This window comes from Nonomuraea jiangxiensis, assembly GCF_900099965.1.
GTDB classification, from domain to species: domain Bacteria; phylum Actinomycetota; class Actinomycetes; order Streptosporangiales; family Streptosporangiaceae; genus Nonomuraea; species Nonomuraea jiangxiensis.
This window is the reverse complement of sequence record NZ_FNDJ01000008.1, coordinates 43,394-55,436: the sequence shown is the minus strand read 5'-3', so window position 1 is coordinate 55,436 and position 12,043 is coordinate 43,394. Positions and strand designations below refer to the sequence as shown.

14 protein-coding genes are annotated in these 12,043 nt (G+C 68.8%); 8 read left to right on the top strand and 6 right to left on the bottom strand.

Annotated elements, in window-relative coordinates:
* The first annotated feature begins 245 nt into the window (after positions 1-245).
* From BLS95_RS18615 to BLS95_RS18600, 4 genes are all read left to right on the top strand, one after another.
* Complete coding sequence (locus BLS95_RS18615; RefSeq protein WP_090932890.1) at positions 246-1,199, top strand: AraC-like ligand-binding domain-containing protein; 954 nt, start codon at positions 246-248, stop codon at positions 1,197-1,199.
* 382 nt (positions 1,200-1,581) lie between these two features.
* The gene (locus tag BLS95_RS18610) at positions 1,582-2,208 is read left to right on the top strand and encodes a dihydrofolate reductase family protein (protein ID WP_090932888.1); all 627 of its coding nucleotides are present in this window, start codon (positions 1,582-1,584) and stop codon (positions 2,206-2,208) included.
* Positions 2,209-2,252: 44 nt separating this feature from the next.
* On the top strand, positions 2,253-2,576 hold the full coding sequence (locus BLS95_RS18605) for a YciI family protein (protein WP_090932886.1): 324 nt from the start codon (positions 2,253-2,255) through the stop codon (positions 2,574-2,576).
* On the top strand, positions 2,573-3,811 hold the full coding sequence (locus tag BLS95_RS18600) for an RNA polymerase sigma factor (protein ID WP_090932884.1): 1,239 nt from the start codon (positions 2,573-2,575) through the stop codon (positions 3,809-3,811). Before BLS95_RS18605 ends, BLS95_RS18600 begins: the two co-directional genes overlap by 4 nt.
* A 350-nt stretch (positions 3,812-4,161) precedes the next feature.
* On the opposite strand, the gene BLS95_RS18595 is transcribed toward BLS95_RS18600, so the two are convergent.
* Positions 4,162-4,782, bottom strand: a complete 621-nt coding sequence (locus tag BLS95_RS18595; RefSeq protein WP_143043777.1) for a TetR/AcrR family transcriptional regulator — start codon at positions 4,780-4,782, stop codon at positions 4,162-4,164.
* 116 nt (positions 4,783-4,898) lie between these two features.
* Between BLS95_RS18595 and BLS95_RS57955 the strand changes: the two genes are divergently transcribed.
* From BLS95_RS57955 to BLS95_RS18585, 3 genes are all read left to right on the top strand, one after another.
* The gene (locus BLS95_RS57955; RefSeq protein ID WP_245765141.1) at positions 4,899-5,093 is read left to right on the top strand and encodes a hypothetical protein; all 195 of its coding nucleotides are present in this window, start codon (positions 4,899-4,901) and stop codon (positions 5,091-5,093) included.
* A complete protein-coding gene (locus BLS95_RS18590; RefSeq protein WP_245765140.1) occupies positions 5,090-6,655 on the top strand; it encodes a carboxylesterase/lipase family protein in 1,566 nt (521 codons plus the stop codon). The genes BLS95_RS57955 and BLS95_RS18590 overlap by 4 nt, the downstream gene beginning before the upstream one ends.
* Before the next feature lie 153 nt (positions 6,656-6,808).
* Positions 6,809-7,015: a YciI family protein gene (locus BLS95_RS18585; protein WP_143043776.1), complete on the top strand. Its 207-nt coding sequence runs from the start codon at positions 6,809-6,811 to the stop codon at positions 7,013-7,015.
* 117 nt (positions 7,016-7,132) lie between these two features.
* Here the strand turns inward: BLS95_RS18585 and BLS95_RS18580 are convergent, their stop codons facing one another.
* The 4 genes from BLS95_RS18580 to BLS95_RS18565 all read right to left on the bottom strand — a co-directional run bounded on the left by BLS95_RS18580 (position 7,133) and on the right by BLS95_RS18565 (position 9,994).
* Complete coding sequence (locus tag BLS95_RS18580; RefSeq protein WP_090932876.1) at positions 7,133-7,753, bottom strand: dihydrofolate reductase family protein; 621 nt, start codon at positions 7,751-7,753, stop codon at positions 7,133-7,135.
* The gene (locus tag BLS95_RS18575) at positions 7,753-8,259 is read right to left on the bottom strand and encodes an SRPBCC family protein (protein ID WP_090932874.1); all 507 of its coding nucleotides are present in this window, start codon (positions 8,257-8,259) and stop codon (positions 7,753-7,755) included. The genes BLS95_RS18580 and BLS95_RS18575 overlap by 1 nt, the downstream gene beginning before the upstream one ends.
* Complete coding sequence (locus BLS95_RS18570; RefSeq protein ID WP_090932872.1) at positions 8,259-8,606, bottom strand: ArsR/SmtB family transcription factor; 348 nt, start codon at positions 8,604-8,606, stop codon at positions 8,259-8,261. Before BLS95_RS18570 ends, BLS95_RS18575 begins: the two co-directional genes overlap by 1 nt.
* 575 nt (positions 8,607-9,181) lie before the next feature.
* On the bottom strand, positions 9,182-9,994 hold the full coding sequence (locus BLS95_RS18565) for a YwqG family protein (RefSeq protein WP_090932870.1): 813 nt from the start codon (positions 9,992-9,994) through the stop codon (positions 9,182-9,184).
* A 244-nt stretch (positions 9,995-10,238) separates the two neighbouring features.
* Here BLS95_RS18565 and BLS95_RS18560 point away from each other — a divergent pair, with 244 nt between their 5' ends.
* Positions 10,239-11,369, top strand: a complete 1,131-nt coding sequence (locus BLS95_RS18560) for a hypothetical protein (RefSeq protein ID WP_143043775.1) — start codon at positions 10,239-10,241, stop codon at positions 11,367-11,369.
* Between the two features lie 258 nt (positions 11,370-11,627).
* Here BLS95_RS18560 and BLS95_RS55745 read toward each other — a convergent pair whose 3' ends face one another.
* Positions 11,628-11,957, bottom strand: coding sequence for a hypothetical protein (locus BLS95_RS55745; RefSeq protein WP_176993257.1), 330 nt, complete (start codon positions 11,955-11,957; stop codon positions 11,628-11,630).
* Positions 11,958-12,043 lie beyond the last annotated feature (86 nt).

Below are 12,043 nucleotides of genomic sequence, written 5' to 3'. Positions count from 1 at the left end.
GGCGGTGCGCCGCAGCATATCGATGTCCCGCGACATCCAGCCCCGGCTGTCGCGTCCGGCGAACGACCGCCCCAAGCACCAAAGACACGGGGAGCGCCATGACACGCTGGCTGCGTTCACATAGAACAGAGCTACCCCACGGGATCTGCTCGCCGAGGCACCTGGTAGTGCCACCCTTACCCCGGCCACAAGCGGGGGCGGAGCCCGCTCCCCGTCCAGGGACGGACAGGTAAGTGGCGATAGTGATGTCCACCGATGATCTGCCGGTGGCGGAGCGTTTCGAGCGCTGGCTTGAGCACGTGTCGCGAACGGTCGCACCCGTGAGGGCCACCTGTGACGACCGTGCCCGCTTCCGCGCGGTAGTCGACGTCATGGATCTGGGTGCCGTGCATCTGTCCACGCAGGCGGTCTCCGCCTGCAGGGGGCGGCGGACGGCGGCGATGATCCGCCAGTCCGACCCGGAGATGTTCCACTTGCTGGTCAACACATACGGGCACTCCGCCATTGAGCAGAACGGAAGGCGTGCTGTGCTACGGCCGTCGGATCTGGTGCTGTATCACACCTCCAGACCCTTCCACTTCGAAACCGGTCTGAACCCCACGGAGAACTCGCGCGGGCTGATGTTGACCTTCCCCGGAACGCTGCTGCCGATCGCCCACCGGAAGGTGGAGCAGCTGGCGGCCACCGCGTTCTCCGGCCGCGAGGGGATCGGCTCACTCCTGTCGGGTTTCCTGCTCACCCTGAGCAGGAGCACGCAGTCATACGGCCAGGCCGATCTGGGCCGGCTCGGCACCGTCCTGACGGACCTGATCACCGCGTTCCTGGCGCACCAGCTCGATGAGGTGACGACCATATCCGAGGAGGCCGGACGGCAGTCCATGCTGCTCCGGATCTACGCCTACATCCAGGCGCACCTGGCCGACCCCGCGCTCTCCCCGGCGGGAATCGCCGCCGCCCACCACATGTCCCTCCGCACCCTGCACCGGTTGTTCGAGTCCGAGGAGGACACCGTCGCCGGGCGCATCCGGGCGTGGCGGCTGGACCGCTGCCGGCGTGATCTCTTGGACCCCGCGCTCGCGGGGCGTCCGATCCGCGCCACGGCCCTCCGCTGGGGCTTTCGCGACGTGACCGGCTTCTCCCGTGCCTTCCGCGCGACGTACGGCCTCAACCCCAAGGACTACCGGCAGCGGCATCGCTGACGATGCGCCAGAACGACACCGATGCCGACAGCTGTTCCACGTGGCGCCCGGCCTGGTCAGGTGGCTCCCGCTCTGATCTTCCAGCGCCGGTGACGGCGGCTCAGGTCGGTGAGGTCGCCTCGCGCCCGAGGCTTTCGACGCCCGCCACCGCTGGTCAGGATCTTCGCGATCGATCTCGTCCACGAGCTCGTCCGCTGGGCGCGCTTGAGGAAGTGGAGCGCGGTCGCCGCGAAACTGTCGCGTTGCCGGATCGCTGACGACCGGCGTCCCGGAAAGTTCTTCAAAGAAATCCGGGAGGGGGTGTCGGATCGGGGCGGTGGTGTTCGTAGCAGGGGTGAGGCCGCCCGTAAGGGGGCGGCGCCGAGGTTGAGGAATCGCGATCATGAAGCTGACGACCATGACTCAGGTCACCATCGATGGAGTCATGCAGGGAAACGGCGGCGCGTCGGATGAGGACCGCAGGAACGGATTCGAGCGCGGCGGCTGGGCCCTGGGCAAGGGCGACAACGAGATCCACGCGTTCATCAACCAGACCTACCAGCGCGCCGACGCGTTCCTGCTCGGCCGGCGGACCTACGAGCTGTTCGCCGGCTCGTGGGGGTCCTGGACGGTCCAGGATGCCCCTGGCTGGGAGCCCGTCGTGCGGGCGTTGAACACCCGGCCCAAGTACGTGGCATCGACCACACTCGCCGATCCTGCGTGGTCGGGCACCACCGTCCTGTCCGACGACCTCGCGACCGCCATCGCGGACCTGAAGGCCAAGCCAGGGGGTGAGTTGCAGGTGCACGGCAGCGGCACCCTGACCCGGTGGCTGCTGGAGAACGATCTGGTCGACGAGATGACTCTGATAGTGGTCCCGGTGATTCTCGGCCAGGGCGCGCGATTGTTCCCGGAGACCGGCCCGGATCTTGCGCTCGACCTGGTCGAGTCGCGAATCGACTCGAAGGGCGTGACGATCCAGGTCTACCGGCCTGCCGGGCGCCCGCAGTACGCGCCGACTGAAGCCTGACCGGCACACCACACTGTCTTGACACCACAGGAGATGATCCTCAGATGCAGTACCTGATTTCCGTGATCCACGACCAGGCCGGCCTCGCCACTCCGGACGAGGACGCCGCGATCGACGTGTTCAATGACCGGCTCCAGACCGATGGCCACTGGGTCTTCGCCGGCGGCCTCGCCTCGCCCGACACGGCCACCGTCATCGACAACCGGGCTGGGGAGGCGATGGTCACCGACGGGCCCTTTCTGGAGTCCAAGGAGTACCTCGCCGGCTTCTGGATCATCGAGGCAGCCGACCTCGACGTGGCGCTCAAGCTGGCAGCCGAGGGGTCGAAGGCCTGCAACCGGAAGGTCGAGGTGCGGCCGTTCCGGTGAACAGGATCGACGTCCATGAGGCGATCGCCCAGGCCCACCGTGAGGAGTGGGCCCGGGTGGTCGCCTCCCTGACCAGGCGCTTCGGTGACCTCGACATCGCCGAGGAGGCGGCGGCCGAGGCGTTCGCGACCGCCGTCCAGCGGTGGCCGGCCGACGGCGTGCCCCCGAACCCGGGTGCCTGGCTGACCACCACCGCCAACCGCCAGGCCATCGACCGGATCAGGCGCGAGAACAAGCGCGACGACAAGCACAGGAAGGCTCAGATGTCATACGACGACCCGCCCGAGCCTCTCGGCGCCATCGACGACGACCGGCTTCGGCTGATCTTCACCTGCTGTCACCCGGCGCTGGCGATGGAGGCTCGCGTGGCGCTGACGCTGCGCATGGTCGCCGGCCTGACCATGCCCGAGATCGCCCGCGCCTTCCTGGTGGCCGAGAGCGCCATGGGGCAGCGGATCACCCGTGCGAAGGCCAAGATCAAGGCGGCCCGCATCCCCTATCGGGTGCCTTCGGCGGAGGATCTGCCGGCGCGGGTCTCCGGCGTCCTCGCCGTTCTCTACCTGGTCTTCAACGAGGGCTACCTGGCTACCGGCCCCGACACCGATCCCGTACGGCACGAGCTGACCGCCGAGGCGATCCGGCTCACTCGCCTGATCCGTGCCCTCCTGCCGGACGACGGTGAGGCGGCCGGGCTGCTGGCGCTGATGCTCCTCACCGAGGCCCGCCGCCCCGCCCGGGTCTCGGCCGGCGGCGAACTGGTCGCTCTCGACGAGCAGGACCGTGGGGCCTGGGACGCGGCGCTGATCGCCGAGGGTCACCGGCTGGTGCGCGAGCGCCTCGCCGCTGCCGCCGCCGGGGTGGCTCCGGGTCGCTACCAGATTCTCGCGGCGATCAACGCCGTGCACACCTCCGCCCGCGACATGCGCGACACCGACTGGTCGCAGGTCCTCGCCCTCTACGACCAGCTCGTCCGCCTCGACCCCTCGCCGATCATCGCCCTCAACCGGGCCATCGCGGTCGCAGAGCTCGACGGCCCGGAGGTGGCACTGGCGGCCGTCGACCGTCTTGAGCCCAGGTTGGCCGGCTATCACGCCTACCACGCCACCCGCGCCGACCTGCTGCGCCGGCTGGGCCGAGGCCGGGAGTCGCGCGCGGCCTACGACAAAGCCATCGACCTGGCGGGCAACACCGCCGAGACCGCCGCCCTGACACGCCGCCGCGACCAACTGCGGTAGCGCCCACGGCTCCCGACCGAAATCCCGCCTGCACCGGCGGCCGACCCCGGAGCGCCCTGCGGATGCATTCCGCAACCTGTCGCGCCAGCGACGGGGCTCACTTCGTCCGAGCTTGGAATGCCAGGCCGCGAGTCCTCACCGAATTCAGACATCTGGCGAATCGTCCGTCGTGCCCGGCCTGGCTGCGCGGTCCTGTCCCCTTTGACTGATCTTTCCAGGGATGCGCAGATGGCGGAAGGGATGCCCCGGCGTGGGGCGAGGTCGTCGACGACCTGGACGATGAGGACGGCGGAATCCAGCAGCTCGTCACCGACCTGATGGATGACTGCGATGTCGGCATCCGCAAGGGCTCAGGGCGTGGTGGAGAAGAGCCGGTCGAGGTGCTCGTCCAGAACGGCCAGTGCCGTCTCCGGGCTGCCGTGCCCGATGAGGACATGCGTGCCGAGGCCATCGGCCAGCGCGAACAGCGCTGCCGCCGCCTGTTCGGGATCCAGGTCGGCGGATACCTCGCCGGCGTCTTGGGCGTGACGGATGAGCAGGACGAGCACTTCGTATAGGGCGTCGTAGCCCGCGCGCAGGTGTTCGGCCAGTTTCGGGCTTACCAGCGAGCGGGCGGTGAACGCGGTTGCGATGCGCAGTTCGGCGCGGCGCTGGTCGTCGGTGGGCACCAGTTCGGCCAGGATGTCGCGCAGCACGGCGCGCGGCGGCTTCCCTCCCAGGCCGAGGCTCTGCTGTACCCTCTCGGTTCCGCGCTCGCTGATGTAGTCCAGGGCGAACAGCAGCATCTCGTCCTTGCTGCGGAAATAGTGCTGTACGGCCCCCAGCGAGACCTCCGCCTCGGCCGCGACGTCACGCAGGCTCACCGCGTCGAGTCCGTGGCGGTTGATGATCGTCAGCAGCGCCTCCGCGATCTGCCGCCTCCGATCCTCATGCCGGGCACCCAAACCTCGCCTGCGAATGCCCTTGCCCACAACACTCTCCAATATTTCAGTACGAACGACTTGCTTTGCTTACGCTCATGATACTACCGTACAAGTGTATTGATTTACTATCTCGGGTGTTCTGGGAGATCGGAGGATGCGACGTCATGATGATCGCGGGTGTGCTGTTGATGATCCAGGGCTTCGGCAACGCCCTGACCAGATGGCTCTGGGGGACGGATTGGGGACTGGTGTCGGTGGCCGAGCGCACGACCGACCTGCCTCCGTGGACCGGCGCGGCCGTGGGGCTGCTGGGCCTCGCGCTAGCCGCTGCGGCCGGGCTGAAGGGCCGACGCGCGTGAACGGGCGATGGTGGGTGGTGCTGGCCGCCTGTGTCGCGCAACTGATCTCGGCCGCACCCGCCGTGGCCGCCGTCCATGAGGGCGCACTGGTGCGCACGGATCTCGGCTGGGTGAAAGGCGCACAGGGCAACGACCATCGCGTGTTTCAGGGCATTCCCTACGCCGCCGCTCCCACCGGCAACCGGCGCTGGCGCTCGCCCGCGCCCGCCCGGCCGTGGCCCGGTGTCCGAAACGCCATCAAACCGGGCCCGCGCTGCGTCCAGCGCGCGACCCCGGGACAGCCGACCGGCACGTCGGAAGACTGCCTCTACCTCAATGTCACCGTCCCTCGCAGTCCCGGCGGGCGCAAACCGGTGATGGTATGGCTGCACGGCGGAGGATTCATCGAGGGCGCCGGCAGCGACTTCGACGCCCACCGCCTGGCCACGACCGGGAACGTCATCGTCGTCACCGTCAACTACCGGCTGGGCGTCTTCGGACTGTTCGCCCACCCCGGCCTGGCCGGCTCCGGCGGCTTCGCCCTGGAAGACCAGCAGGCCGCCCTGCGCTGGGTACGCCGCAACGCCGTCGCGTTCGGCGGCGACCCCGGCAACATCACGCTGTTCGGGGAGTCCGCGGGAGGCAAGAGCGTCTGCGCCCACCTGGCGTCACCGCGAGCAGCCGGCCTCTTCCAGCGCGCGATCATGCAGAGCGCTCCCTGCACCGGCACGGTGCCGGCCGGGACCATGTTCCCCGGCGTGCCGGCCTTTCGCCAGTGGCCGTCCGTCGCCGACCGGCAGGCTGATGGCGCTCGCCTCGCCGCCGGGCTCGGCTGCGCCGATCCGGCGACAGCTCTCGCCTGCCTGCGCCGGCTGCCCACCGAGCGCCTGCTGCCCCTGCACGACCAGTTCATCACCCCCGCGGTCGGCAGCCCGGTGCTTCCGCGGGATCCCGAACGTGCCCTGGCCGCCGGCATGTTCCACCGCGTCCCGGTCATCTCCGGCGCCACCCGTGACGAGATGCGCTACATGGTCGCCCTCTTCTACGAGCTGCCCGGCACGCCGATCACCGGGCGGACCTACGCTCGGCTGCTGCGGCGCGCGTTCGGCGAGCAGGCCGACCGCGTCGCCCGCCGCTACCCCCTCGCCCAGTACGCCTCTCCGGGACTGGCCTGGGCGACGCTGACCACCGACGTGGTGTTCGCCTGCCCGACGTACGAGCGGAACCGGAGCCTTGCCCAGCGGGTTCGCACATACGCGTTCGAGTTCGCCGGGGACGACGTCATGACCGAGATCCCGGGCTCGGACTTCCCGCTGGGGTCCGCACACGGCGCGGAACTGGCGTACCTTTTCCCCACCCCCGGCCTCGACGACCGCCGGCGGCAGCTGTCCACCACCATGATCGAATATTGGACGGCGTTCGCCCGCACCGGCGACCCCAATGCGCCCGGCCTGCCCCGCTGGCGGACCTTCGACCCGGCCCGCCCCAGCACGCAGTCGCTGGCGGTCCCGCCCGACCCGACGGGGCCGACCGACCTCGCCGCCGCCCACCGGTGCGCGTTCTGGGCCGGGCAGTTCGGTTGAGCAACCCCACCAGTGCAGCTCCGCGAGCAGCCGGTCCGCCCGTGCGCAGGCGCGTCCGCCGGAGCCTGGGCCAGAGCCGTGGTGTCGATTTCGCTGCGGCCCGATTGTCTTGGAAACGACCCTCACGCAACGGACGGGGACACGATGAAGTACATGCTGCTGATCACCCACGGCGACCCGAAGGCGTGGGACGACCGCCTGTCGCAGGACGAGCAGCAGGCGATCCCCGCCGAATACCAGGCGATCGAGCAAACTCCGGGTGTCATTCCCGGGCGATGGATGCGACCGCCGGAGACGGCCACCACAGTGCGGGTGCAGGATGGCAAGACGCTGACGACCGACGGCCGTTCGTGGAGATGAAGGAGGCGCGCGGCGGCTGGGAACACGTTCGGGAGTGGGGGAGGGCCCTGACGCTCAGAGCGTCGAGGATCTGACCGCGCTCCTGACCTCGGCGGGGGAGTGCTGAGGTCGAGACGGTTACCGCGCCCGGACCGCGTAGGTGAGGTGGGTCACCCGCTGCGTCGGCTCCGCGCGGACCGGCTCCAGCGCGACCCTGGACGCGTCCACGCCGTCGAACAGGCGGATTCCGGAGCCGAACAGCACGGGTGAGAGCGCGATCGAGAACTCGTCGACCAGGCCGGCGTTCACGTACTCCAGGATCGTCGCGCCGCCGCCCGCGATGCGGACGTCGCGGTCGCCGGCGGCCTCGCGGGCCTGGTCGAGCGCGGTTTCGATGCCGTCGTTGACGAAATGGAAGGTGGTCCCACCCGGCCGCTCCCAGGGGTCACGCTTCTCGTGCGTCACGACGAAGACCGGCGTGTGGAACGGCGCCTCCTCCGGCCACATCTGCTCCCCGGCGTCGAACATGCGCTTGCCCATCACGCTCGCGCCGGTGCGCTCGAACGTCTCCCGCGCGATGTCGTTGTCGCGCCCTTCCTTGCCGCCCGCGCCCAGCTTCAGGTTCTCCCGGAAGAACCGCAGCGGGAACATCCACCGCTGCAGTTCCACCCACTGCCGCCCCATCAAATCGTCGAGGGACTCGGGTGCGATGAAACCGTCCAGCGACATCGACACGCTGAAGAACACCTTCCCGGCCATCAGCCCTCGGCTCCCTTCCGAACGATCTCACTGACGTAGGCAGCCAGGTTGCTGAGGGTCTGCTGGCCGCCCTCGATCGCGTGGTATTTCTCGACGGCCTCGTCGCGCAGTTCCTTGGTGGGGAACACTGTGCGCATCTCGATCCGGGTCGCCGCGCCGTCGGGCGCGAACGTGAGGACCGACTCGAAGGCGTTCAAGTCGCCGCGGGACTCACCGTGCAGCAGCGCGATCCGCTCCGGCGGGACGATCTCGGTCCAGGTGATCCACTCCTGGTAGTCCGTCCTGTCCGGCCCGTGCATCACGAAGTCCCACTCCCCGCCGACGCGGAACTCGAAGGACCGCGTGGTGGTGGTGAACCCCTCCGGCCCCCACCAGCGCGACAGGTGCCGCACCTCGGTGAACGCCTCGAACACCAGCTCCCGCGGGGCGTCGATGACCCGGGAGATCACGATCTCGCGGTCGGCCAGCGCGGACTGTGCCGGCGTTCCTTGTCCTGTCTTGCTCATCAGTTGCTTCCTTCCTGTCTTGCCTGCTTGAGGTCCTGCACGTACGCGTCCAGCCGGTCGAAGCTCTCGTTCCAGAACCGCTCGAACCCGCCGGTCCACTCGTGGACCGGTCGCAGCCCGCGGGCGTCCAGGCCGTACAGGCGCTGCTTGCCCGCCTCGCGGACCCGCACCAGCCCCACCTCCCGGAGCACCCGCAGGTGCTTGGACGCCCCCGGCTGGGTCATCCCCAGCTCCTGGGCCAACTCGGTCACCGGCCGCTCACCCGTCCGCAGCAGTATCAGGATCTCCCGGCGCTGCGGCTCGGCGATGGCGTTGAAGACGTCCGACGTCGTCGCTGCTCGTGCCATGCGCCTCATCATATGCCGATATCGGCATGCGTCAAACCGGAGGGATCAGGCGGGTCTTGTCAGATGGCGATCGTGACCCCTGTCGGCGGCTACGTAAACGCGTATCCCGGAGACGGCACGTGCGACGGCGGCGGGCGGGGAGAGCGATGGGTGAGTGACCAGCACCGATCGCGCCAGTAGAACCACCAGGTGCGAAGGCCGGCGACAGCAGCAGCCGAGCCCGGTCGGAGGCGTGCGACTGCACCATCGTCCACGCGATGGTGCCGATGATCACGATCAGCCCGCTGGCTGGTTGATCTACAATGTAAAGGGCGTGGCTTCAGGCGAGATCCCAACACAAAGGAACCTGAGGAACGGGCTTCGCCCGTACATCCTCCAACAACCCAAAAGCCCCCTGCCGAGGCGCTTACCATCTGGTCGGGTCTTCGACGCCCGCCCTCGGCCACGCGCCGCATCCGCCGAGGATTGTCACCAGCATCCATGAACGCTACCGGTCACCTCGCCACCTACGCCGGGCTGCCGACGGTGCACCCTTGACACCGGATCGCGGACGCCGGTTTCCCCAGGTCGCTGAGTCAGTGTCCTTGGACGTAAGGGAAGATCTGGCTGAAGTCGCGGGCGGCGAGCCGGTCCCGGCGGATTCCGAAGATCAGGACGCCTCCGTCTCCGAAGATCATCCCATTGTCCTCGTCGAGCTGGAGCAGGTTGACCCACTGGGAGGCCTCCGCCGCGAACCCGGGATCCCTCGGGTTCAGTCCGGCCGCGGACGCGGCCTTGGCTTCGATCGGCCATTGCAAGGCGTCGGAGTAGCCGCCGACCTGGTGCCTACGGCCCCCCTCGGCGTCGGCGAAGTCCGTGAGCAGGTCGGCGAACACCTCCCAAGGTTCCTCTCCCACGGGGTGGTCCCAGAACTCATCGCCGAGTTCGACCAGGTCGTCGTGGCTGCGCGTCGGCCAGGTGGCCACGGTCTCGGCGGCCAGGGGAGCTTCGGGGAACAGCCGCGCGTCTCCGGAGACAGGCGCCTCACGCTCGGGTACACGTACGACCCCCGGGGGCAGGTGGATCACCTGCGCGGCCCGGCTGTCCCAGGTGGCGAAGAACAACAGTGCGCCCTCGGCAGGCAGGCCGATGTCAGACTCGTACGCGGTGAGCGCCGCGCAGTCCAGTTCGGCGAGGAACTGCATCGCGGAGCCGCCGTCGCCGACGCGCGGCCACGGCACCTCCTCAGGCAGGCGGGGCAGGCCACCTAGCCGGCCGACAACCGTCTCACCTTCCCCGGCGATCGACAGCCGGATGGCCGGACGGGCGAGGGCGATGAACGGTTCGGCGAGTTCCCCTGGTAACAGCTCCCGGACGTACTCGGCGAAATCAACCATCCAGTCCTGCATGCCGCCGGTCCTTCCCGGATCCGATCTCGAACAGAGACGGTGCACGAGCTGCGGCACAGCCCTGCTGCTCTCAGCCGGCCCTCGAAGTGCCCCGTTCCGCGCAGGCACGTCCACCCCGTCGGCCGGCGCGCGCAAGGCCGTCCTGGCTGAGGATTATGCACCACCAAGATCGGATCCGAAGGCAAAATCCGACAACACGCCGTCGGCATCTTAGTCGAACCTGAAAGAGGGCTAATGTCGGCATGTGCCAGCGGATTTTGTTCTGGAAGAGGCGTTGCTCCGGGTCGACTGGGACGAGCTCGACCATGCGTACGGGGCCGCCTCAGACGCGCCGTTCCACCTGCTGGCGCTGGTCGTCGGCGAGGACGCCGGCGCACGCGGCGCGGCGGTCGGGTACCTGGACGCGGCGATGCTGCACCAGGGGAGTGTGTACTCGGCGAGCGGACCGTTCATCCGCATCGTTGCGGGGCTGCTGGCGGACCACCGGACGGCCGGGATCGTCGATAATGTCCTGCCGTGGGACGCCGGGCCCAGGCCGTTGCGTACGGCGTTGCTCGATCACATCGCCGTGTTCGCGGAAGCCTGTAGGTTCGATGTGCCGGATGACGTGCTCCGCGCCGAGGCATGTCCGGCCGGGCGCGGGGAGGCCGATCTCCAGCGGATCAGCGCGGCGGCACGCGCGGCTGACTGGCGGCTCGATCCGGATCCAGCGACGCGGAAACCGCCGCCACCTGAGTTGGTCGAGGCGTATGAGGACGAGGAGTTCGGCAGGGCCATGGCGGCACGGGACCTGCTGGCCTGCCGGGCGGTCGTACCGGACATCTTCCAGGATGTGCTGCCGCTGACCGGAGACCCTGAGCCGTCCGTACGGATCTCGGCTCTGACGGCGGCCGTTCACCTGGTGGCGCATCCCGCGCTACGAGAGCAACGGCCCACCGTGATCGGGCGGCTGGAAAGGGCCGCCGCGGCACCCGAGCCGAGGGCACGGGCGGCCGTGGCGCGGCTGCTCGGCATGCTCGGCGCAGCGCCGGAGAGACTGCTGCGTGACGAGCATCCGGGCGTACGGGCGTGCGCTGCGCTCGGCCAGGAGGGATGGCTCCGCTGCGATCTGGCGCAGGTCCTGGTCGCGCGCGTCGACACGATCGAGGCCGTGCTGCCGGCGGCGCTCGGACTGGCCGCGATGACCGACGGCCGGACCTACGACAGGGACCTGGGGCTGTTCGTCCGGCTCGCGTTCCCCGAACCCCTCACCGAGGACACGGAGCTGACGAACGCGCAGCGGACCTTCCTCGCCGCCCTCATCGCCCACGGTCACGTTCGGCGCGAGCAGACAAGGCTCATCCCGACAGGTGAAGCGTCCGACAGACAAAGTTGATCAGACGGGTGCCTGCCCGTGGGAGCTGCGAGACACACGGTTGGACATGTCCCACGGTGAGCGACGGCCACTTCGGCAACATCCTCTTCCTGGGCGACCATGAACGACTTCTACTGGGACCTGTTCGCGCCAGCAGGACAACCCCGTATCCGCACGAGCGGATCGAACACGTCACGAGCACAAGGCGCTGACCCGTCGGACCCGATAGCCCGGACACCAGGCCGCAGATCTGCAAGCCACCCGCACCAAGGCGCCGCGCTATTCACCATCGGCCGATAGCGGGTACGGAATCGGGACTGGCGCGCGCTGTTCAGCCCTCCGAGGCGGCATCAGACTGTTGCCCAGAACAGAGGGGGAATTCGCCATGACAGACCAGCCGACCGAAAGCAGCACTTCCTCCAGCAGCTCATCATCATTACAGAGCTCCTCCAGCAATTCATCGTCATCCCAGAGCAGCAGCAGTTCATCGAGCAGTTCGTCAAGCAGTTCGTCGAGTGGTTCATGGTCATCGCAGAGCAGCAGCGCATCTGGCGGCCCCGGTGCGAAGTGCGCCTTGGCGGTCAGAGCCTTGGTCGGGGTCGAATCCATCCAATGGGGCAGCACAGGTTCCTGGCGCCGAACGTCCGGGTTCCCCGACCATGAGACGGCGCCCATTGAGCTGCTGTGCTACGAAC